Annotated in this window: 21 protein-coding genes; 4 read left to right on the forward strand and 17 right to left on the reverse strand. The window is 44.8% G+C overall.

Annotated elements, in window-relative coordinates:
- Window positions 1-56: 56 nt before the first annotated feature.
- The 9 genes from ACQKL0_RS01245 to ACQKL0_RS01285 all read right to left on the reverse strand — a co-directional run bounded on the left by ACQKL0_RS01245 (window position 57) and on the right by ACQKL0_RS01285 (window position 8359).
- Window positions 57-1559 (reverse strand): tetratricopeptide repeat protein, encoded by a 1503-nt coding sequence (locus tag ACQKL0_RS01245; RefSeq protein WP_402954514.1) that lies wholly within the window; start codon window positions 1557-1559, stop codon window positions 57-59.
- Window positions 1560-1728: 169 nt separating this feature from the next.
- Window positions 1729-2385 (reverse strand): bifunctional phosphoribosyl-AMP cyclohydrolase/phosphoribosyl-ATP diphosphatase HisIE, encoded by a 657-nt coding sequence (gene hisIE / locus ACQKL0_RS01250; protein ID WP_427685795.1) that lies wholly within the window; start codon window positions 2383-2385, stop codon window positions 1729-1731.
- Window positions 2382-3140, reverse strand: a complete 759-nt coding sequence (gene hisF, locus ACQKL0_RS01255; protein ID WP_402870721.1) for an imidazole glycerol phosphate synthase subunit HisF — start codon at window positions 3138-3140, stop codon at window positions 2382-2384. Before hisF ends, hisIE begins: the two co-directional genes overlap by 4 nt.
- Window positions 3141-3875 (reverse strand): 1-(5-phosphoribosyl)-5-[(5-phosphoribosylamino)methylideneamino]imidazole-4-carboxamide isomerase, encoded by a 735-nt coding sequence (hisA, locus tag ACQKL0_RS01260; protein ID WP_402870718.1) that lies wholly within the window; start codon window positions 3873-3875, stop codon window positions 3141-3143.
- Window positions 3872-4504 carry an imidazole glycerol phosphate synthase subunit HisH gene (hisH, locus tag ACQKL0_RS01265; protein ID WP_427685797.1) on the reverse strand — a complete coding sequence of 211 codons (633 nt, stop codon included), beginning with the start codon at window positions 4502-4504 and terminating at the stop codon, window positions 3872-3874. Before hisH ends, hisA begins: the two co-directional genes overlap by 4 nt.
- Window positions 4505-5092 carry an imidazoleglycerol-phosphate dehydratase HisB gene (gene hisB, locus ACQKL0_RS01270; protein WP_402870712.1) on the reverse strand — a complete coding sequence of 196 codons (588 nt, stop codon included), beginning with the start codon at window positions 5090-5092 and terminating at the stop codon, window positions 4505-4507. It abuts the gene before it with no gap.
- A gap of 107 nt (window positions 5093-5199) precedes the next feature.
- Window positions 5200-6480, reverse strand: coding sequence for a histidinol dehydrogenase (gene hisD / locus ACQKL0_RS01275; RefSeq protein ID WP_427685799.1), 1281 nt, complete (start codon window positions 6478-6480; stop codon window positions 5200-5202).
- 24 nt (window positions 6481-6504) lie between these two features.
- Window positions 6505-7137, reverse strand: a complete 633-nt coding sequence (hisG, locus tag ACQKL0_RS01280; protein ID WP_427591425.1) for an ATP phosphoribosyltransferase — start codon at window positions 7135-7137, stop codon at window positions 6505-6507.
- Window positions 7130-8359: an ATP phosphoribosyltransferase regulatory subunit gene (locus tag ACQKL0_RS01285; RefSeq protein ID WP_427685801.1), complete on the reverse strand. Its 1230-nt coding sequence runs from the start codon at window positions 8357-8359 to the stop codon at window positions 7130-7132. The genes hisG and ACQKL0_RS01285 overlap by 8 nt, the downstream gene beginning before the upstream one ends.
- A 453-nt stretch (window positions 8360-8812) precedes the next feature.
- Between ACQKL0_RS01285 and ACQKL0_RS01290 the strand changes: the two genes are divergently transcribed.
- The 3 genes from ACQKL0_RS01290 to ACQKL0_RS01300 all read left to right on the forward strand — a co-directional run bounded on the left by ACQKL0_RS01290 (window position 8813) and on the right by ACQKL0_RS01300 (window position 10679).
- The gene (locus tag ACQKL0_RS01290) at window positions 8813-9847 is read left to right on the forward strand and encodes a processed acidic surface protein (protein ID WP_427591427.1); all 1035 of its coding nucleotides are present in this window, start codon (window positions 8813-8815) and stop codon (window positions 9845-9847) included.
- 1 nt (window position 9848) lies between these two features.
- Window positions 9849-10469, forward strand: a complete 621-nt coding sequence (locus ACQKL0_RS01295) for a class D sortase (RefSeq protein ID WP_402870697.1) — start codon at window positions 9849-9851, stop codon at window positions 10467-10469.
- Window positions 10470-10532: 63 nt separating this feature from the next.
- A complete protein-coding gene (locus ACQKL0_RS01300; RefSeq protein WP_427685803.1) occupies window positions 10533-10679 on the forward strand; it encodes a hypothetical protein in 147 nt (48 codons plus the stop codon).
- 14 nt (window positions 10680-10693) lie between these two features.
- Here the strand turns inward: ACQKL0_RS01300 and ACQKL0_RS01305 are convergent, their stop codons facing one another.
- Genes ACQKL0_RS01305 through hprK form a run of 5 tightly spaced genes read right to left on the reverse strand, consistent with a single transcriptional unit; the run spans window position 10694 to window position 14615 of the window.
- The gene (locus tag ACQKL0_RS01305) at window positions 10694-11212 is read right to left on the reverse strand and encodes an acyltransferase (protein ID WP_402954544.1); all 519 of its coding nucleotides are present in this window, start codon (window positions 11210-11212) and stop codon (window positions 10694-10696) included.
- Entirely contained in the window at window positions 11209-11877 is a 669-nt protein-coding gene (gene ppaX / locus ACQKL0_RS01310; protein WP_402991289.1) for a pyrophosphatase PpaX, read from the reverse strand. Before ppaX ends, ACQKL0_RS01305 begins: the two co-directional genes overlap by 4 nt.
- Window positions 11867-12811, reverse strand: coding sequence for a nucleoside recognition domain-containing protein (locus tag ACQKL0_RS01315; protein WP_427685804.1), 945 nt, complete (start codon window positions 12809-12811; stop codon window positions 11867-11869). The genes ppaX and ACQKL0_RS01315 overlap by 11 nt, the downstream gene beginning before the upstream one ends.
- 27 nt (window positions 12812-12838) lie before the next feature.
- Entirely contained in the window at window positions 12839-13651 is an 813-nt protein-coding gene (gene lgt / locus ACQKL0_RS01320; protein ID WP_427685806.1) for a prolipoprotein diacylglyceryl transferase, read from the reverse strand.
- A gap of 28 nt (window positions 13652-13679) precedes the next feature.
- Complete coding sequence (gene hprK, locus ACQKL0_RS01325; protein WP_402870680.1) at window positions 13680-14615, reverse strand: HPr(Ser) kinase/phosphatase; 936 nt, start codon at window positions 14613-14615, stop codon at window positions 13680-13682.
- Window positions 14616-14800: 185 nt separating this feature from the next.
- On the opposite strand from hprK, the gene ACQKL0_RS01330 reads away from it, so the two are divergent.
- On the forward strand, window positions 14801-15478 hold the full coding sequence (locus tag ACQKL0_RS01330) for an N-acetylmuramoyl-L-alanine amidase (RefSeq protein WP_427685808.1): 678 nt from the start codon (window positions 14801-14803) through the stop codon (window positions 15476-15478).
- Window positions 15479-15524: 46 nt separating this feature from the next.
- On the opposite strand, the gene ACQKL0_RS01335 is transcribed toward ACQKL0_RS01330, so the two are convergent.
- The 3 genes from ACQKL0_RS01335 to uvrB form a co-directional block, all read right to left on the reverse strand.
- Entirely contained in the window at window positions 15525-16625 is a 1101-nt protein-coding gene (locus ACQKL0_RS01335; RefSeq protein WP_427685809.1) for a DUF4097 family beta strand repeat-containing protein, read from the reverse strand.
- Window positions 16626-16852: 227 nt separating this feature from the next.
- Window positions 16853-19732 carry an excinuclease ABC subunit UvrA gene (gene uvrA / locus ACQKL0_RS01340; protein ID WP_427685811.1) on the reverse strand — a complete coding sequence of 960 codons (2880 nt, stop codon included), beginning with the start codon at window positions 19730-19732 and terminating at the stop codon, window positions 16853-16855.
- A gap of 6 nt (window positions 19733-19738) precedes the next feature.
- Complete coding sequence (uvrB, locus tag ACQKL0_RS01345; RefSeq protein ID WP_402870668.1) at window positions 19739-21724, reverse strand: excinuclease ABC subunit UvrB; 1986 nt, start codon at window positions 21722-21724, stop codon at window positions 19739-19741.
- Window positions 21725-21753: the final 29 nt, after the last annotated feature.

A 21753-nucleotide genomic window follows, 5' to 3' on the forward strand; every position in this document is an offset into this window, starting at 1 on the left:
TAGTGTTCCCTACCTATTATCCTATATAACAAATAATTTTTCGTCCAAATATTTGCTCAACCTAACAGGTTTTGAACAAGCTTTACATACTTCGACAAAGTGGACACCGATATGAAATATTTATCCGCGATGACCTGTTTACTCATCTTTTCGTTTTTCAGCTTATTCCATACATATTCGACAGCTGACGCCCAACCTGCTGGATTGTTCAGCTTCTGATTCGCATGGGTAGCCTCGACGAAGACAGAAAACCACATTAAATAAAGGCCTGCTTCATTTAATTGGATGGGGTGAAAATGCTGATATAACAATTCTGCCGTCCGATCGGCAAAACCAATCGCTGTCAGTTGGCGGTCTTTATTAGGTTCCTGCACCATGTCAGCATAATCCTTTTCCCATTCGGTGAAATTCTGCTTCATGCCGAAAACCTGGTTTTTCAAAAGCTTCGGTTTATGAACGGAGTGCTTTAATAGGAAAATAGCAAACAATCTTTCTTCGATAAATTCACTATCAAGCCGTTTTATAATAGAAGGAAGGTGATTTTCAAACCCATCAGAGGTAGCGTTCATATCCCCCCAAGGCTCCATGCCTTCTTTTTCTGGATTCATCTCAATGACCTTTTTCCATGCTTTTCTGGCAGCCTGTTCATGTCCTAAATGATGAGCTGATATCGTCAGCCAATAGTAGAACGTTCCGTCGCCTTCAAAACCTTGCTTTTGTAGCACATTTAACCATTTATATGCAGATGCATAGTTTCCGATTAATGCAAAAGTGGCACCAAGCTTGAAGCGATGTTCCGATAGCATCGGCCGGATCTTTTCGAGCATCGAAACAAGTTCATCCACCTTCTCATCTTCCTGCTGATAATGATAAAAGACGACTAAATTACATAGCGCATGCAGGTTTCCTGGGCTTTTTTCCAGGACCTCATCCAATGTGGCGAACGCCTCATCTTCCTGCCCAAGGTAAAAGTAGGCTAACGCAAGGTTATTGTAAGCGGACCAGTAATCCTTATATTCGGCAATCGTTTCTTTTAACACTTCAATCGCTCTAGGGAAGTCGCCCGCTTCCAAATATTCACGCGCTTTCTCCTGTTTGGCAATCAGGCCATCATGCTTGAAGGGATTTTCCTCCGAACCATCTGACTCAAAGGTGATAAGTTCAAGAAGATCCTCAGCGTCGTCACTGAATTCCCCGTCTTCCTCTTTATCCAGGTAAGCACTCGCATGGCGGTATGCTTCCTTGAACATGCCTAAATGGGCATAATTATTGGCTAGGAAGTAATGGCATTCCGACATAAAGGGATCCATTACATCCAAGATATTTTCTAGAAGGTTATTGGAATAATTGTATTCTCCGATTTCCGAACAAGTAATTGCCAATTGGCATGCAATCATCGGTTCAGCGGGTTCAAGTTCCAAGGCACGTTCCAGGTATTTTTTTGACTTTGGTAATTCATGTCTATGATATGCTTTTAAACCCTTGGTGAAGTAATACTCACCAGTTGGGTGAAAGGTTAGAATTTTTGCCTGTTGGCCATAATTAGAGTCTTTACTCATGTAATCCTCCATCTACAAGTTGATTAACTATAGTATTATACCATATGGAAGGATTTTTGCCGAACGATTCAAGAAACTGGAAATTGATATTTGACTTCCTTTTTCTCGATTTGACGGGTGGCCTTTGTAAAAAAAAACACCCTCCGAAGAAGGAGGGCAATAGACCTGCTTAGGCCTTTGATTTTGGCTCGTCTTTTACGGAATGCCTAGCTTTTAATACATCAAGAACGGCCTGGAAAGGTAATTCCTGTTCTTGTAGCAGGACGAATAAGTGATAAAGGAGATCGGCACTTTCCATCGAAAGTTCTTCGGCATCACGGTTTTTGGCAGCTATGATGACTTCAGCGGATTCTTCCCCCACTTTTTTCAGGATTTTATCAACGCCTTTTTCGAATAAGTAGGTCGTATAAGATCCTTCAGGCATTTCTGCTTTTCGCTCTGCAATCAACCCTTCCAATTCCGTTAGGAAATTCACGTTCGTTGGTCCAGATTTTTGCACTTCTTCATCTTTATAAATCGTTGTGCCGAAGCAACTAGTTGCACCAGTATGGCATGCGGGCCCTGCAGGTACAACCTTCACGACTAATGCATCCTGGTCGCAGTCATATTTCATTTCGACTATTTTTTGTGTATTTCCGCTCGTTTCCCCTTTATGCCATAACTCATTGCGAGAACGGCTAAAGAATACCGTCTCCCCTTTTGCGATGGAAAGATTCAAGGATTCTTTGTTCATGTAAGCAAGTGTAAGCACTTCTCCTGTACCAGCATCCTGGATAATCGCTGGAATAAGGCCTTTTTCATCATATTTAATAGTATCGAAATTCATCGTACAACCACTCCTTGTTGTTTGAGAAACGTTTTGACTTCTTTAACTGATGTTTCTTTATAATGGAAAATTGAAGCCGCCAATGCCGCGTCCGCTTTTCCTTCTTCAAATGCAGTCTGGAAATGCTCCGCATTCCCGGCACCACCCGAGGCAATGACCGGAACGGAAACAGCTTCAGATACCGCTTTCGTTAATGCAATGTTAAACCCTTGCTTCTCGCCATCACAATCCATGCTGGTTAATAAGATTTCACCGGCACCACGGCTGACCGCTTCCTTTGCCCACTCTATGACTTCCCATTCTGTCGGTTTTCGGCCCCCATGGGTATACACACGCCAAGAACCAAGTGCTTCATCATATCGTGCATCAATGGCAATGACGATGCATTGCGCTCCAAAGTAATCGGAACCTTCATTGATTAAGTCAGGTCGTAGGACGGCAGCTGTATTTAGAGACACTTTATCAGCGCCTGCTCGTAGAATCTTCTTCATGTCCGCTAGCGAGTTAATGCCACCGCCAACCGTAAAGGGGATGGCAAGGCTACCTGCCACACTTTGAACGACGTCGACAATGGTTTCCCGTCCTTCATGCGAAGCAGAAATATCAAGGAAGACCAGTTCATCGGCTCCTTCTTGATCGTAAAAGGCCGCAAGTTCGACAGGGTCCCCCGCATCTCTTAAGGAAACAAACTGAATCCCCTTAACGACGCGTCCATCCTTTACATCCAAACAGGGGATAATCCGTTTTGTCAGCATTTAACCACGCACCTTTTCCAGCGCTTCTTTTACCGTGAAGCGGTTCGTATAAATGGCCTTGCCGATAATCGCCCCTGCAACACCTTGGGCTTCATATTCTTGGAGTTTGATAAGGTCAGCAAGCGAACTGATGCCTCCTGATGCGATCACATTCTTACCGGTTGCTTCCGCCATCGCGACAATCCCCTTCACATTAGGACCCGAAAGCATCCCGTCCGTCGCGATATCTGTCACGATAAACGTTTCCGCACCGGCATCAGCAAGAATTTTCCCAAGATCGATGGCCAGTGTTTCAGAGGTTTGTAGCCAACCATGCGTGGCCACTTTACCATCCTTCGCATCTATTCCAATCGCGATGTGTTTCCCGTATTTTCTAATCATTTCTTTTGTGAATTCAGGATTGGAAACGGCTGTGCTGCCAAGAATGACACGCTCTACACCGTTATCGAGATAATGGGCAATATCCTCCTCCGTCCGAATCCCGCCGCCGATTTGGACACGCGCCCCCAACTCTTTTGCCGCTTTAATCACGTATGAGTCATTGATGCGCACGCCTTCTTTGGCCCCATCCAAATCAACCATGTGTATCCACTCTGCTCCTTGGTCCGCAAAGCTTTTGGCCATATCAAAGGGAGAATCTCCATAGACCGTTTCCTGATTATAGTCTCCCTGGATTAAGCGGACGCATTTGCCGCCCCGCATATCAATCGCCGGGTAAATCGTAAAGTTGCTCATGCTTTTTTCTTCCCTTCCACTAACGACAAATAATTTTTCAAGAGAGACATGCCCATCTGCCCGCTTTTCTCCGGATGAAACTGCATGCCGAACACATTACCTTTCCCCACGATCGCCGGTACCTCCACATCATAGGTTGCTGAAGCGATCATATAAGATTCATCGGTATCCGCATAATAGGAATGGACGAAGTACACATGCTCTTCTACAAGACCATCGATTAATGGCGAAGATTGTTTAAATTCAAGGTGGTTCCAGCCCATATGTGGTACTTTATATGTTTGTTCGTTAGCATCAACACCGGTAAAACGAACGACTTTCCCTGGAATTAGAGAAAGTCCTTTTGCTGGTCCATTCTCTTCACTTTCATCAAATAGAAGTTGCATGCCAAGGCAAATCCCAAGTAAAAATCCACCATCGGCGACGTATTGTTTCAGGAACTCATCAAGCTTCTGTTTTTCCAAAAGACTCATCGCATCTCTGAATGAACCGACGCCTGGTAGGATGATGCCTGTCGCTTTGGCCAGCTCGGCTGGGTCGTCGGAAATGAATGAATCAGCTTCCAAACGTTCGAGCCCCTTACTGACGGAAAATAAATTCCCCATTCCGTAATCGACGATCCCGATCATTTACAACATTCCTTTCGTCGATGGAATCCCTTTTTCTCGCGGATCGATGGACGTAGCTTCATCCAATGCACGCCCAAGCGCTTTAAAGATTGCCTCGATCATATGATGCGTGTTATGGCCATAATGAACGACGACATGTAGGTTCATTCGTGCTTCAAGCGCAAACTTCCAAAGAAATTCATGCACCAATTCCGTATCGAATGTCCCTACCTTTTGCGAAGGGAACTCTGCACGGAACTCAAGATGCGGCCGATTACTTAAATCGATGACCACTTGAGCAAGAGCCTCGTCCATCGGTACGAAGGCATTTCCATAACGTTTGATGCCACGCTTGTCCCCAAGGGCTTCCAATAACGTCTGCCCTAAGCAAATGCCGATATCTTCAGTTGTATGATGATCATCAACCTCCGTATCCCCCTTCGCATCCACAGTAAGATCGAACTTCCCATGCTTCGTGAACAAATCAAGCATATGCGTCATAAACGGAACACCCGTCTCAATCGACGAATTCCCTTCCCCATCGACACCAAACCTCAAACTAATATCCGTCTCATTCGTCTTCCGCTCCACACTAGCAAAACGCTCCATAACTAATCCTCCTCAAATCGGGGGTCAGACCCCATTTCCCAAGTTCGTAAACTCTTTGACAAGACTTATATATCAATACTTTCAATGATTTATTTAGGGGTCAGACCCTATTTCCCAAGTTCCTGCACACCACGGGATTCGATGGCGCGTGCGTGGGCTTCGAGTCCTTCCATTCGGGCAAATGCTGCAATTTTCGCCGCGTTTTGTCGGAATGCCGTTTCACTGTACATGATGATGCTCGATTTCTTTTGGAAATCGTCAACATTTAATGGACTAGAGAAACGGGCCGTCCCGTTCGTAGGTAAGACATGATTCGGTCCTGCGAAATAATCCCCCACCGGTTCCGAACTGAAACGGCCGATAAAGATGGCCCCGGCGTGGCGGATTTTCGCCATCACTTCAAGAGCATCACGAGTCACAATTTCCAAATGCTCTGGTGCCAGCTCATTTACGGCACCAATGGCCTCGTCCATATTCTCACAGACAACAATCCGCCCGTAATCCTTAATCGCAGCTTCTGCAATTTCCCGCCGTGGAAGTAATGCAACCTGCTTCTCCACTTCTTTAGCCACTTCCGTTGCAAGGACCATTGAAGTCGTCACAAGGACACTACAGGCACGAGCATCATGTTCTGCCTGTGATAACAGATCCGCGGCCACTTCCGAAGCAACAGCCGTATCATCTGCAAGGACGGCAATTTCACTAGGGCCTGCAATCATGTCGATTGCCACGTCCCCGAATACTTCCCGTTTCGCCAATGCTACATATATATTTCCGGGACCGACGATTTTATCGACATGCACAATCGTTTCTGTTCCATAAGCAAGTGCCGCAATCGCTTGAGCCCCACCGACCTTGTAAATCTCCGTCACACCGGCAATTTTCGCAGCGGCTAAAACGGCCGGTGTCAATTTCCCGTCTTTCCCAGGTGGAGATACCATGACGATTCGCTTCACACCCGCAGCTTTGGCAGGCATCACATTCATCAGAACGGATGATGGATAGGCTGCCGTTCCACCGGGAACATAAACCCCAACCGCATCAAGGGGCGTCATTTTCTGGCCCAGCATCGTTCCATTCTCATCGGTTGTGATCCAGGAGTTCCTAATTTGTTTCTCGTGAAACATTCTGATATTATCGGCCGCTTCCTGAATGATCGCTACCTGCTCCTCAGTTAAATCCGCTGTTGCCTGTTCGATTTCCTGTTCGGTAACTAGAAACTCATCAAGACGAACGCCGTCGAAACGTTCCGTAAAATTATGTAATGCTTCATCCCCATTTTTTCTCACAGCATAAATGATATCCTGTACCGCTTTTCGTTGATCGGCAGTACCAGCATCAACTGAACGCTTCAAGGAAATCCCTTCTGCAAACCGTGCAATTTTCATGTTTCCACCTCATAAACGTACGTATTATTGTTCTATGATTTCCGCTAAACGATCGACAATTTCTGTAATTCTCGCTTCTTTAATTCGGTAACTGACAGGATTCGCCACCAACCTTGAAGTCACATTGGCAATTTTCGCATATTCGACCAAACCATTTTCCTTCAATGTTTGACCTGTTGAGACGATATCCACGATTCTCTCTGCCAAGCCAATTAATGGAGCTAACTCAATCGAACCATTCAATTTGATGATTTCGACCTGCTCACCTTGTTGGCGAAAATAACTCGAGGCCACATTCGGGTATTTACTCGCAATTTTAGGGGCAAACGAGCTGATTTTCGTTCCTGGTAGACCGGCCACTGCTAAGTAGCAAGCACTGATTTTCAAATCCAGTAATTCATAAACATCGCGTTCTTCCTCTAACATTACATCCTTGCCCGCAATCCCCATGTCAGCAACTCCATGCTCCACATAGGTTACGACATCCATCGGCTTCGCTAAAATGAACCGAAGATTTTCCTCTTCCACTTCGATGATTAACTTACGGGAATCATCAAACTCAGGAGGTAGACGAAAGCCGGCCTTCCTTAATAGCTCCGCCGCTTCTTCAAAAATTCTGCCTTTAGGCATCGCGATTGTTAAAAAGCTATTACTCATCTTGTCCATTCCCCCCATTCCCTACAAACATATGCACATCAGAAAAAGTTCTTGTAAACGCATCGACATTTTGTACAACCGTAATATCTTGAATCGTGATTCTCTTGCCTTCCAGTCGTTTCGATTTCGCAAAAGCAAGGGCTTCCGCTCGGCGCTCCGGACTGAACAAAATGCATTCCGGCGCAATTAGCTGACTAGGTTCACCTAGTGCTTCGGCAAGGCGGTCGACACGAATTGCAAAACCAGTGGCAGAGGCATCCCATCCGAATTTTTCAAGTAAGTTGTCATAACGTCCACCATTCCCGATTGGCGACCCAACTTGACCTGCATACACTTCGAACAGCGTTCCGGTGTAATAACTCATATGACTGACTAGCGTTAAATCAAGGTTCACATACTGATCGACACCGAATTCCTTCAGCTGTACAGCCAGTTCCCTCAGTTCATCGAGTGAATCCTGTCCTTTTCCATTCTCAAGCAGCGCCATTGCTTTTGACAAAGTGCCCTCACTTCCTCTTAAGGAAATGAATTCGATGAGCCTTTGTTTATCAATAGAAGAAAGCGGAAGCGATTTTACATGTTCACGAAAACCAACATAGTTCTTCTCATATAACAACTTTCTTAAAACCGAAGCTCTTTCTTCCGTCCCTAATATGCTCAAGAAGAATTCCTGTAAAAATCCGATATGCCCGATGGATATTTTGAAATCCTCGAGCCCGGCAGCCTTCAGGACATCCGTGAGTAAAGCGATCATTTCCGCATCTGCACTTATTGATTTGTTTCCAATACATTCAATCCCGATTTGCTCGAACTCAGCCGGTCTCCCGCCTTCACGTTGCTGGGCGCGATACACATTCGCTGAATAAGCTAGACGAAGTGGGATTTGTTGTTTAAGCAGTTTCGATGCCGCCACCCGGGCGATTGGAGCCGTCATATCCGGTCGAAGCACAAGCGTATGTCCCTGGGCATCAAGCAGTTTAAATAATTGCTGATCCAAAATGGCAGAAGCTTCCCCGATCGTTTCGTAATATTCCAAAGCAGGTGTTTCAATAAATTGATACCCCCACTTCTTGATCTCATCACTCATCTTATTTCGAACCGATACTTTGGTTTCGTATAGCATCGGTAATGTATCTCTCATCCCTAACGGTTTCTCAAACATAAATGGCTTAGTCACGACTGCACATCCTTTTGGAATAATGGGTACTGTATGTATTTCCATTCGACCCTCCTCTTTTAAAATGCAGGGCCTTGATAAATTAAATATGTGTATACTTATATCTTTCCTATATGCCAATCTTAAAACCCCACTATGGGTCACATGTAAAATACTATCAAAAAAACTAACATAATCCTATAAATAATCGCAATTATCTATCAAATTGCTTTAGTTCGCTAATATGGTAACAAGATGAAGTTATTACTAGTGTACTCCTGCCCCCACCTCCCGTCAATGAAAAAAGGGGGGTCAGACCCTATTTCCCAAACTCCTTATAAGCACCCGACACCTACAGCGGCGTGGTTTTGGAAAAAAACAGGAGGGGTCAGACCCTATTTCCCGGTCCTTTTCTACTATCTTTGTTCGGTTTTCATTATTGTTGTATATCTTTTGGTATGGACGATTTATAATTTTTAGTGGTTTAGGTGTATTTTAACTTCTTAGGGGGAAATGATTTTGAAGAGATTTTTGTCGTTTATTGTTGCAAGTGTCATCATTTTTACGTTCGGGTTTGGCGGGGATAAGGGGTTTGCCGCAATGAAAATCAATCAAGATGAGCTGAATGCCTATCTTGCTGAAATAAGAATGACGGAAGACGAGTTAAAAGAGTACTTGGACTACTATGATTTAACTTTGAAAGATTTCGATTCATTGGAAGAGCTACGCGATACTTGTGGTCCCATCGTTACTCCAGAATCTTTACAGGAGCTCCTGGATGAATATGAAATGACCGAAGAAGAGGTTACGAGCTTATTAGTGGAATATGGCGAAATGGAAAAAGGGGAAACCATTCTCGATTCGTTCCACTTCATTTACGATATTCAAGATATCATTGATATGGAGTTAGAATCGGACATGGATTATGCCGACGAGGATCTTCTTGATTTGATGGATGGTCTATTTACCGAAGTCGATCTCACAGAAGAAGAACTCGACCGCCTGATGAACCATTTGTTGCCCATCGTCGAGGACCCTTCCTTCGAATCACGCTTAATGGCGATTGCCGATAAGATGGAACAATTGGAATACTTCGATACAATCGATGAACTTTCCGCTGAACAAGTGGCTGAAATGCTTTCAATTTATGATGAATTGCAAAACTTGTTGCAGATTCAATTCAAGTTTTCCTTAACTCATGAAGGCGTTACCTCCACTCTTTCTCTTGAATCATTATTCCAGCTAGAGGATTTAACGAATGCTAGCTTGCTAGTCTCCATCTATGACTTAAGTGGCAACCTCTTGCTTGACTTTAAATTGACTGGGGAAATGATTGGTTCCAATTTAGTGAAAGAAACAGGAAATGACCTTAAGCAAACAACGAAGGTCATAACCAAAGTGGCTGATGTAAAACAAGAAAAGCCTACACATAAAACGGAAAAAGGTGCTTTGATGCCCAAAACTTCCGGTAACTATCTTTTTGGTGCGTTAATCGGCTTAGTGATGATTGCCCTTGCCTACAGGCTGATCAGAAAAGCGACACTCGTAAAATAAGATGAATCCCAAGCAAAAGAAAAAGTGGCTGCTCCTTGTAGCTTCCTGCCTCATAATTGTAGGGTTTTATTTTACGACGACGAATGCCTATACGCTGTTAAAAGGCTATGCCCTCTATAAATGGAACAAGCCGGATAGTGTGGAGTCGACGGCGACCCTACACCAAGAAAAAAAGGACCCTGTTCCTGATCAACTATATGAAAAAAGGCCAGAAATGGGCGACCTGGTGGGTGAACTGTATATCCCCAAGCTCGAAGCAACCTTACCGATTTATCATGGAACAGATGAGGATGAGCTTGAAAAGGGAGTCGGCCATTATGCAGGTTCTGTCCTGCCTGGGGAAAAGGATAATTCCGTTTTATCTGGCCATCGGGACACTGTATTCCGGAAGCTAGGTGAGGTTGGTAAGGGGGACTTGCTGATCACAAAGACAGAAGCAGGCACGTTCACGTATAAGGTAAGAAAGGTCCGTATTGTTGATGCCGATGACCGGACCGTGATCGTACCCAAGCCCAAAGCCACGCTAACGGTAACAACCTGCTATCCTTTTTCATATATTGGTAGTGCACCAGAGCGATATGTATTGATTGCTGATTTACTGAAATCGGAAGTGGACAATTAAAAGAGAGGGCTGCATCCTTTTTGCAGCCCTCTCTCCATTATAAGAGAGTAGGAGGACGGGCGCGTGACCGATAAAAGGGCGCAGGAAAAGTTCTTTCAAATCGTAAGAAACACATATGAAATCACGTCTAGTGAAGAGAATACATCATTGGCAGAGGTTATGGATCAGCTAAAAAAGGATTTGTCCCAGCTAAAAGGACTTACTCATTGAGCAAGTCCTTTTTCTTATAAAGAAGTTTGCTGTTCACGCTTCAGCATTTCTTCTTTGGTATAAATCAGCTGCATCGGATTCCCACCAACGAAAGCTCCCTCTGGAACATCCTTATGAACAAGCGTCCCAGCTGAAACAATTGCCCCATTTCCGATTGTCAGTCCCGGAAGAATGGTGGAATTGGCTCCAATCAGTACTTCGTCCCCAATGACCACCTCTCCCAACCGGTACTCGTCGATCAAATATTCATGAGCAAGAATCGTCGTATTATAGCCGATGACTGTATTCCGCCCCACTGAAATCTTTTCAGGAAACATGACATCCGGCATGACCATCAAGGCGAACGAGGTATGCTTTCCCACTTCCATTCGCAGAAAAGTTCGGTACAACCAATTTTTCATGCCTAAAAACGGTGTATATCTTGCTAGTTGAATCACAATAAAATTCTTCACGACTTTCCAGAACGGGACGGTTTTATACACATGCCAAAGTGAATTGGCCCCTTTTACTGGAAAGCGGGTCGTCCGTCTCATCCCTTAACCTCTTCAAACTTCTCAGCCTCTACTATATCCAATAAATCAGACATGTTCTCCAGCATAAAATCTGGATGAAAGCTTTCCAGGAACTCCCGGCCCTTTATGGACCACGCAACACCGGCCGTTCTCGTTCCGGTGTTTTTTCCACCAAGAATATCATGATGGCTGTCGCCAATCATCACCGCTTCTTCTGGGATGGAGTCAAGCTGCTTTAATGCTTTTAACAGCGGCTCCGGATCTGGTTTTGCGTGTTTCACTTCATCCAAAGTGACTACGACATCAAAGAATTGATCAAGTTTGCTTAAGCGTAAGCCTCTTTCGACAATATCCCTTTTTTTCGTCGTCACGACAGCTAGCTTATAGCCACTTTGCTTCAACGTTTGGACCGTCTCGAAAACCCCATCAAATTGGGTTACCAGCATATCATGGTTTTTCCAATTATGTTCGCGATAGCGGGCGATCATTTCATCCGCGCGTTCCGGGTCTATCGAAGTAAACGTATCGACCAATGTCGGGCCTATGAATGGGATGATGTCCTCCCGCTTGAATTGTCCGGGATAATAATGGTTCAACGTTTCCGTAAAGGAGGCGATGATTAATTCATTCGTATTGATCAACGTTCCATCCAGGTCAAATAATAGTGTAGTTATTTTACTGTTCATATGCGGCATCCTTCCTCTGTACACTGCTGTATCGATTCCATATATAAGCGACTACCATCGTCAGGACAATGGCGGTGACCAGCCTGATTAGTAATAAAGGCAAAACGGGAATCCCCAGTGGTATAAAAATCAATGTATCTTCTATAACGGCATGGCAGGCTACTAAAAAGATGAACGCGAGGGTCATATCCTTCTTCGAGACATTGTCTTCCTTGGCAGCCTGAATCATCACACCCGCTCCATAAGCAAGGCCAAGCGTCAGCCCTGCCACAAATGGCATTGATGTATTTGGCTTCATCCCCAGGACTTTCATAAAAGGAGCAAGTGCCTTGGAGAAGGCCTCCAGCCATTTTAAGTCTTTCATAATCTGAACAACGACCATAAGGGGCATCACGATGAGCGCCAGCTGTCCAATTCCGTATAGAGCCTGAATGACCCCATGTAATAGAATCGCACCCGTCCCGGTAATCTCGACTGTCTCCGGAACCGCAAAACCTTGGGCCATTTCCGTTCCACCCTGCCAAACGAGATTGATGATGACGGCGGACACTAGGGCGAGACCAAACCGGACCAGCAAAATGACCCACAGCTTGACGCCCGTTTTCATGGCTACCCCCGATTCGATAAATAAATTGTGTGAAAAGGATAACATCACGGCAATGATGAAGACTTCCTTTACCGTGAGATCGAGCGTCAAGATTCCTGCAATTGCCGCATATAAATTCAAGAAGTTCCCTAGTACAAGCGGGATGGCCGCATCACCAGGGAGACCGATTAAATTCATCAGTGGCGCAATTAAGTCAATCATCCATGGTAATACAGGTGTATACTGAAGCACCGTCACAATCAATGTAACCGGAAAAATGATTTTCCCCAATGTCCAAGTAGTATTTAAACCAGAAAGAATTCCCCTCTTAACGGAATCTACTATCACTATGCCCTCTCCCTTTACACATATTCTCTATGCATCTAAATATCGTTTATCCGCATGACCACGGAACCTTCTATAAAGAACGAAAGCAACAGCAATAATGATCAAGACAATGGAAATCACTTGGGCAATCCGAAGTGAATCCGTTAGCATCAAACTATCGGTCCGCAGCCCTTCAATGAAAAAGCGACCAACTGAATACCATAGAACGTATGTTAAAAATAACTCTCCCCTACGCAAGTTCACTTTACGCAATAATAGGAGGATGACCACGCCGACTATGTTCCAGACCGATTCGTATAAAAAGGTCGGGTGATAATACGTTCCATTTATGTACATTTGATTAATAATGAACTCTGGAAGATGTAAGTTTTCCAAGAAGGCCCTGGTTACTTCCCCACCGTGCGCTTCTTGGTTCATGAAATTGCCCCAACGGCCAATGGCCTGACCTAGCAACAAACTCGGAGCAGCGATATCCGCCAACTTCCAAAATGATACGTTCTTTACCTTTGCGAAGATGATGGCGGTTAGGACCGAACCGATTAATGCCCCATGGATGGCAATTCCGCCATTCCATATTTTAATGATGTCCCCGGGGTTTTGTGAATAATAATCCCATTGGAAGATAACATAATAAATGCGTGCACATATAATCGCAATGGGCACTGCAAAAAGGATCATATCCGTAAATAGTTCCTTGTCCAGACCTCGGCGTTCTGATTCCCTTAAGGCAATGATAAGGCCCAGTAGTACCCCAAACCCGATAATCAGTCCATACCAGTGTATCTGGATGGAACCAAGTTCAATCGCAATCGGATTTAGTGGTTGAATTCCTTGCTCCATTTTGTCCCCTCTTTTCTGATAACTTTACTTAAAATTCATCGTTGTCCGAATCGGCAATAGCATTATTTAAACGATCCGAAAATTGTTCCGCGGCATTAACACCCATGCGTTTTAACCGGTAATTCATGGCGGCCACTTCAATGATGACAGCTAAATTTCGTCCTGGACGAACCGGAACGGTGATTTTCGTAATCTCTGTATCAATGATTTTCATTGTCTCTTCATCCAGACCGACCCGGTCATATTGCTTATTCTTTTCCCAAAGTTCCAGATTGATGACGATGGAAATTTTCTTGTGGCTCCGAACAGCTCCGGCCCCAAATAACGTCATGACATTGATGATGCCCAGTCCCCGGATTTCAAGAAGGTGCTCAATTAAATCCGGAGCATTCCCGACAAGCATGTCCTGATCTTCCTGGCGGATTTCGACGCAATCATCGGCTACAAGACGATGTCCACGTTTAACCAGTTCGAGCGCCGTCTCACTCTTACCGACCCCGCTTTTTCCGGTAATCAGTACACCCAATCCATAGATATCCACTAACACACCATGAATCGCTGTAGTGGGGGCTAATTTACTTTCGAGAAAGTTCGTCAGACGGCTGAATAACCTCGTTGTCTTCATGGAGGACCGCATGACAGGAACGGACTCGCGTTCCGATGCTTCAATCAACTCGATAGGCACTTCCTGACCACGAGTGATGATGATTCCCGGTGTATAGTCTCTACATAGTTCTTCCATCCTTTGAATTCGATCGGCCTCATTCAGACGGTTGAAGAACGACATCTCCGTCATTCCCAGGAGTTGTACGCGATCTGCAGGATAATAGTCGAAGAAACCGGCTATTTCCAATCCAGGTCGAGAAAGGTCACTTGTAACGATTGGACGGTTGATGCCTTCTTCACCACTGATAAGTTCAAGATCAAATGCTTCGACTACATCCTTTGTACGGACTTTTGCCATATATCTTTCCTCCTTTTTTGGAGCGATGTTTATTTTTAGCGATACTTTTTCATTTTAGCATTATTCTGTAAATAACCAAACCACGCATGATCAATTTATTCTTTTTTCCTATCTGGAAGCTACTTTACCCCTTTCCCATTTGATTATAATGAAGAATACAGGATTTCGAAAGGAAGGGATAACCCATGAAAATCGTACTTGATGCCGGCCATGGTTATACGACCCCCGGCAAGCGATCTCCCGATGGCATGAAGGAATATGAGTTCAATCGCGAGACGGCTGCCTTCATCAAACACTATCTAGAAAAATCAAAAGGCATCACGGTTCATTACGCCCACGAAGATGAAAGGGACGTCCCTCTTGGTGAACGAACCCGGAAATCCCATGCCCTCGGAGCTGACCTATACCTCTCCATCCATGCGAATGCCGCTGGATCAGGGAAATGGCATGAGGCAAACGGGATTGAAACTTATGTTCATACCTCTAAACCGAAGGAATCGCTCTCCCTCGCCGAAAAGGTCCAACATGATTTGGTAAAAGCCACACAATTAAAAAGCAGAGGAGTGAAGACGGCAAACTTCCAGGTTCTTCGTGAAACAAAATGCCCTGCCCTTTTAATCGAATGTGGATTCATGACCAATCAACAGGAGGCCGCCCTTTTAAGAACGGAAGCCTTTCGGAAAACATGCGGGGAGTCCATCGCCAAAAGCGTCCTTGCCCATTATAAGCTTAAAAACGAGAGCTCCTCCACCATTCTGTATAAAGTCCAAATCGGAGCCTTCACGGATAAGAAAAAAGCTGAAACCCTTGTCAAAAAGTTGGCCAAAGATGGTTATGATGCCTTCATTACCAAGCAAACATAAACAAAGCCCGTCAGTCTAACTGGCGGGCTTACGCTTTTTTTTACTTTTAAGAAACCGTGATGGCTGCCGTTTTCGTGTCGGCGAATACATGGAGGACCGAATCATCAAAACTAGTCGTTTTAAACTTAAACACTTTTTGAACCACATCACTTTTTTCTTCGACGATGGTCATTCCCTCTAAGCTTACGTTAAAACTTCCTAAGTTAGACTTCAACTCTCCTTCAATCGCCTTTCCTGGAGGCAAAATCAGCTGGACCTTCCCAGTAATCGATTTGGCATGGATTGCTTCACAATCCTGCGCTTGATTCTTGCAGACGATTTCCCCGTTAAAGGACTGAACATCCATTTTCTTGAAGTGCCCATCGGCATTAATTGCCCCATTTAATGTTTCTGCCTCGAGCTCATCATAATTCGTATCTGAAATGGTGATGGTTCCGTTACCCGTTTCAAGTTCGCACGTTTCACCTTTCCCTTGTTGGATATGGATGACACCATTTGCCGTTTTGGCCTTAAGTTTCTCTGCCGTAAGGGATTCTGTAGTGATTGCACCGTTAAACAGCCTAACCTGAATGTCTTCATAGGCCTTGCTCGGAATATACAACACCGTATCGACCTTCATCGTCTTTTCACGGACCTTGAACTTCATTTTCCCAGCGTCGATTGCGAAGTGAACTTCCTCTAGGAAGGTCTCCCTCGCCTTTTCTATATCTTCCACCCGATACACTTTAGCAAGACATTCCACTCGTACATCCTGCTGGTCCCATGTTGCGATTTTCACTTTCCCATTTGCGATATCGATATCGATTTCATCCAGGTACTCATAATCATGTTGAAAAATATGACTGACCTCGACGGATTTCCCAAAGTTAAAATCCAAATCCGTTTCTTTAATCTTTTTATATGCACTTTCAACGAAGCCTAAGATTTTTTCCTTAGAGGATTGGACATTCTTCTTGAAGGTATCCTGGGCACTGTCATCACTTTTCTGATTGACAACAACGGTGGATAGCTCATTTTGCAACTTCTGCTCTTTTGCATCACTCTCCAAACTAGCTTTTTCTAATTCCTCCAACAGATTCAATGCTTCTACAGCTGTCAGCTTTCCTTCTTGTACCATCTCTAATATTCTCTGTTTTTCCGCTTGCATAGACATCCCCACTTTCTTAGAGTACCTTACACATACATACGCCCAGACAGGTGAAAAGTTTCATAATTATCCCAATTCCATTTATCGACAAAGAGTGGCGACAATTTCTGAAAGGGGAAAGAACACATTTCCCCGGAAATAATGGAGTTCAATCGATTTTAATCAACTGATTAATTAAAAGAAACCTGCCATATTTCTACAAAAAGCAAGCCGAAATTGGCTTGCTCTTAAACATGTTCATGCTCTTGTTCCTTTTCTTCGATCCATTTTTCCATCCGGATTTTATCACGGGTCAACACAGGCTTTAAATATTTCCCTGTATAAGATTCAGGCACTTCACAAATATCCTCTGGTGTTCCGTTGGTTACGATGGTCCCGCCTTTATCTCCGCCTTCAGGACCCAAATCAATGATGTGGTCCGATGCCTTGATGACATCAAGATTATGCTCGATAACGAGAACGGTATCCCCATTGTCCACAAGTCGCTGTAAGACTTCAAGCAACCTGGCGATATCATGGACGTGAAGACCGGTAGTCGGTTCATCCAAGATATAAAATGAACGGCCAGTTGAGCGGCGATGCAATTCGGAAGCGAGCTTCACCCGCTGGGCTTCACCGCCTGACAGTGTGGTTGCCGGTTGCCCAAGCTTGATATACCCTAGCCCCACATCAAATAGCGTTTGTATTTTCCGTTTGATTTTCGGGATATTTTCGAAGAAGTTGACAGCCTCCTCGACGGTCATATCAAGGATATCAGAAATGTTTTTCCCTTTATATTTCACTTCCAGTGTTTCACGGTTATACCTTTTTCCATGGCAGACTTCACATGGAACATAGACATCAGGAAGGAAATGCATTTCGATCCTAATAATTCCGTCACCACGGCAGGCTTCACAACGGCCGCCCTTCACATTAAAGCTGAAACGTCCTTTTTTATACCCACGGATCTTCGCTTCATTCGTTGATGCAAAAACGTCACGAATATCATCGAACACGCCTGTATAGGTGGCCGGGTTAGAACGAGGTGTCCTGCCAATTGGCGATTGATCAATATCAATCACTTTATCTAAATGTTCAATCCCTTTAATTTCACGGTATTCCCCAGGTCTAGCCTTGGCACGGTTCAGTTTTTGCGCTAGAGACTTATGAAGGATTTCATTCACTAACGTACTTTTACCAGAACCGGAAACCCCAGTGACCGATGTAAACACCCCAAGTGGGAATTTAACATTGACGTTTTTCAGGTTATTTTGCTTAGCCCCTTTGATTTCAATGAACCGTCCGTCGTTTTTTCGGCGTTCTAACGGAAGAGGGATGAACTTCTTTCCGGAAAGGTATTGGCCCGTTAATGATTGGGGATGATTCATGACTTCTTCCGGGGTGCCGGCAGCTACGATTTCTCCACCATGTTCACCTGCTCCCGGGCCCACATCAATCAGATAATCTGCCGCAAGCATCGTATCTTCATCATGCTCGACCACGATGAGCGTATTGCCGATTTCACGCATGTTTTTTAGCGTGTCAATCAATCGGTCATTATCACGCTGATGCAGACCGATGGAAGGTTCATCTAAAATATACAGCACCCCCGTCAGACGTGAACCTATCTGGGTAGCCAACCGGATACGCTGAGCTTCCCCACCCGATAATGTTCCTGCTGCCCGGCTTAACGTCAAATAATCCAACCCGACGTTATCAAGGAAACCAAGGCGTTCGCGGATTTCCCGTAAGATCAACTTCGCAATCGCGGCTTCTTTTTCGGTCAACTCGAGGTTATCGAAAAACTGCAAGGAGTCTGAAACCGATAAAGCCGTTGTTTCGCTTATATGGACACCTTGAATGAGGACAGCGAGGCTTTCTTTTTTCAATCGATGCCCCTTACATGTGGGACACGGATTCTCCGACATGTACTTCTGCATTTGCTCCCGTATATAGTCGGAGTTCGTATCCTTAAAGCGCCGTTCGATATTTCGTAAAACCCCTTCAAACGGAATATGGCCTTCCTGCACTCTTCCAAAATCATTTTTATAGCTGAAATAGATCTTATCCTTACCAGATCCCAGTAAGATTTTCTCCAGTTTCTCTTCCGGAAGGTCTTTGACCGGGATATCCATATCGATGTCATAATGAGTCGCTACAGCTTCAAGGAGCTGCGGGTAATATTGAGAACTCGTCGGCTCCCATGGCGCTATGGCATGCTGGCGAAGACTTAACTCTTTATTCGGGATGACCAGATCACGGTCCACTTCAAGCCTTGCACCCAAACCATCACAATCCGGACAGGCCCCGAATGGACTATTGAAAGAAAACATCCTCGGCTCTAACTCCCCAACAGAAAAACCACAGATTGGGCAAGCATGATCCTCACTGAAGAGTAATTCCTCTTCGCCCATCACATCTATAATGACCTTGCCATCCCCAAGCTTCAAAGCGCTTTCCAAGGAATCTGCAAGTCTTGCCCTGATTCCTTCTTTGATGACGATCCGGTCAATGATGACTTCTATTGAATGCTTTTTATTCTTTTCAAGGGTGATATCATCACTGAGGTCATACATCTCCCCATCAATCCGCACACGGACATACCCTTGTTTCTTCACTTCTTCCAGCACTTTCACATGTGTTCCCTTTCTTCCTGAAACGAGTGGTGCCAATACTTGAAGCTTTGTCCGTTCCGGATAGTCAAGTATACGGTCAACCATTTGTTCAATCGTCTGGGAACTGATTTCGATATGATGGATCGGACAAGTCGGCCGGCCGACCCTCGCATATAGCAATCTTAAATAATCATAAATTTCCGTTACGGTTCCCACAGTGGAACGAGGGTTCTTGCTCGTCGTTTTCTGATCGATCGATATCGCAGGAGATAACCCTTCAATCATATCCACGTCTGGTTTATCCACCTGCCCTAAGAATTGGCGGGCATAAGCCGAGAGTGATTCGACATAACGTCTTTGTCCTTCCGCATATATCGTATCAAAAGCCAAGGACGACTTCCCGGAACCGGATAATCCTGTTAGCACTACAAGCTTATCCCTCGGTATCGTGACGTCGATATTCTTGAGGTTGTTGGTCCTTGCACCCTTAATCACAATTTTATCCATTGCCATGTTTCGTCACCCTTCCGCTTTTAACTCTAATATTAAATCACGCAGTTCGGCAGCCCGTTCGAAATCCAGTGCCTTTGCCGCTTCTTTCATTTCTTTTTCCATGCTTGCCACCACTTTTTCGCGCTCTTTTTTCGGAAGCTTAGACAGTTTGATAGCCGGATCTTCCTGATACGCTTCCCCATCTTCAGCAACTTGTGTAGCCCGGATGGAATCCCTGATATCCTTTTGGATGGTCTGTGGTGTGATTCCATGCTTTTTGTTGAATTTTTCCTGGATTTCCCGTCGGCGCGTCGTTTCACTGATGGCCAGTTCCATCGAATTCGTTATCCGGTCGGCATACATGATGACGTGCCCGTTTGCATTCCTGGCGGCACGGCCCATCGTTTGGATGAGTGAACGTTCCGAGCGGAGGAACCCTTCTTTATCAGCATCAAGAATGGTCACCAAGGACACTTCGGGGATATCCAGTCCTTCCCGCAAAAGATTGATCCCGACAAGGACATCATATTTCCCCATCCTCAATTCCCGGATGATTTCAATTCTTTCCAACGTTTTTATCTCAGAATGAAGGTACTGAACCTTGATTCCTATATCCTTCAGGTAATCTGTTAAATCTTCGGACATCTTTTTCGTCAATGTCGTAATTAATACCCGTTCATCCCGTTTAGCCCGTTCCTGAATTTCACCTATCAGGTCATCAATCTGCCCTTCAATCGGTCGCACTTCAATGGTAGGATCAAGCAATCCAGTAGGTCGGATAATTTGCTCGACCATTTCCGGCGTATGTTCCAATTCATATGGTCCTGGAGTTGCCGAAACGAATATGGATTGATGGACTTTCTTTTCAAACTCCTCGAATCTGAGTGGGCGGTTATCTTTCGCAGAGGGTAGGCGGAATCCATGGTCCACCAATACCTGCTTCCGAGCCTGATCGCCATTGAACATGCCGCGGATCTGTGAAAGGGTTACATGTGACTCGTCGACAATCAATAGGAAGTCTTCCGGAAAATAGTCAATCAAGGTGTAAGGTGTAGCTCCTGCGGGGCGTAGGGTTAAATGACGGGAATAGTTCTCGATACCCGAACAGAAACCCATCTCCCTCATCATTTCCAAATCGTAACGGGTCCGTTGCTCCAATCGCTGTGCTTCAAGAAGCTTTTCATCTTCACGAAGTTCTGCCAATCGTTCTTCAAGTTCCGTTTCAATATTTTGAATCGCCACATTCAGTTTCTCTTCACGTGTGACGAAATGGGATGCCGGAAAGATGGCGATATGTTCCCGTTCACCAGTGATCTCGCCAGTCAGGGCATCGACTTCCCGAATCCGGTCAATCTCGTCCCCGAAAAACTCGACCCGAACGCAGTGTTCATCTTTTGAGGCCGGGAAGATTTCAACTACGTCTCCGCGGACCCTGAACGTTCCACGTTGAAAGGCAATATCATTTCTCTCATATTGAATATCTACAAGTTTATGCAGCAGTGCATTTCTGTCTATCTCCATACCAGTACGCAGCGATACCACCATCTCCCTGTATTCTTCCGGGGAACCTAACCCATAAATACAAGATACACTGGCGATGATGATGACATCTTCCCGTTCGAACAAAGAGGATGTCGCCGAGTGGCGGAGTTTATCGATTTCATCATTGATACTGGCATCTTTCTCTATGAAAGTATCAGTGGAAGGCACATAGGCTTCTGGCTGATAGTAATCGTAATAGCTGACAAAGTACTCAACCGCATTATTGGGGAAAAACTCTTTGAACTCACTGTAAAGCTGCCCTGCCAACGTTTTGTTATGGGCAATGACAAGGGTAGGCTTATTGATTTGTTGGATGACATTGGAGACAGTGAATGTTTTCCCTGTCCCTGTCGCACCAAGCAGCGTCTGCATACTCTTTCCTTCTTTTATGCCAGCAACAAGCTTTTCTATCGCCGCTGGCTGATCTCCCTGTGGAGAATATTTTGAGACTAACTCAAACGTTTCCTTCACCAAGCATGGCCTCCTACTGAATTAGTTTT

Source organism: Peribacillus sp. NPDC097264 (assembly GCF_050277925.1).
Taxonomy (GTDB): Bacteria; Bacillota; Bacilli; order Bacillales; family DSM-1321; genus Peribacillus.

Bases quoted from the DNA above. Each gene is read 5' to 3' on its own strand.
- ACQKL0_RS01245 (WP_402954514.1), bottom strand. From the start codon at position 1,559: ATGAGTAAAGACTCTAATTATGGCCAACAGGCAAAAATTCTAACCTTT.
- hisIE (WP_427685795.1), bottom strand. From the start codon at position 2,385: ATGAATTTCGATACTATTAAATATGATGAAAAAGGCCTTATTCCAGCG.
- hisF (WP_402870721.1), bottom strand. From the start codon at position 3,140: ATGCTGACAAAACGGATTATCCCCTGTTTGGATGTAAAGGATGGACGC.
- hisA (WP_402870718.1), bottom strand. From the start codon at position 3,875: ATGAGCAACTTTACGATTTACCCGGCGATTGATATGCGGGGCGGCAAA.
- hisH (WP_427685797.1), bottom strand. From the start codon at position 4,504: ATGATCGGGATCGTCGATTACGGAATGGGGAATTTATTTTCCGTCAGT.
- hisB (WP_402870712.1), bottom strand. From the start codon at position 5,092: ATGGAGCGTTTTGCTAGTGTGGAGCGGAAGACGAATGAGACGGATATT.
- hisD (WP_427685799.1), bottom strand. From the start codon at position 6,480: ATGAAAATTGCACGGTTTGCAGAAGGGATTTCCTTGAAGCGTTCAGTT.
- hisG (WP_427591425.1), bottom strand. From the start codon at position 7,137: ATGAGTAATAGCTTTTTAACAATCGCGATGCCTAAAGGCAGAATTTTT.
- ACQKL0_RS01285 (WP_427685801.1), bottom strand. From the start codon at position 8,359: ATGGAAATACATACAGTACCCATTATTCCAAAAGGATGTGCAGTCGTG.
- ACQKL0_RS01295 (WP_402870697.1), top strand. From the start codon at position 9,849: ATGAATCCCAAGCAAAAGAAAAAGTGGCTGCTCCTTGTAGCTTCCTGC.
- ACQKL0_RS01305 (WP_402954544.1), bottom strand. From the start codon at position 11,212: ATGAGACGGACGACCCGCTTTCCAGTAAAAGGGGCCAATTCACTTTGG.
- ppaX (WP_402991289.1), bottom strand. From the start codon at position 11,877: ATGAACAGTAAAATAACTACACTATTATTTGACCTGGATGGAACGTTG.
- lgt (WP_427685806.1), bottom strand. From the start codon at position 13,651: ATGGAGCAAGGAATTCAACCACTAAATCCGATTGCGATTGAACTTGGT.
- hprK (WP_402870680.1), bottom strand. From the start codon at position 14,615: ATGGCAAAAGTCCGTACAAAGGATGTAGTCGAAGCATTTGATCTTGAA.
- ACQKL0_RS01330 (WP_427685808.1), top strand. From the start codon at position 14,801: ATGAAAATCGTACTTGATGCCGGCCATGGTTATACGACCCCCGGCAAG.
- ACQKL0_RS01335 (WP_427685809.1), bottom strand. From the start codon at position 16,625: ATGCAAGCGGAAAAACAGAGAATATTAGAGATGGTACAAGAAGGAAAG.
- uvrA (WP_427685811.1), bottom strand. From the start codon at position 19,732: ATGGCAATGGATAAAATTGTGATTAAGGGTGCAAGGACCAACAACCTC.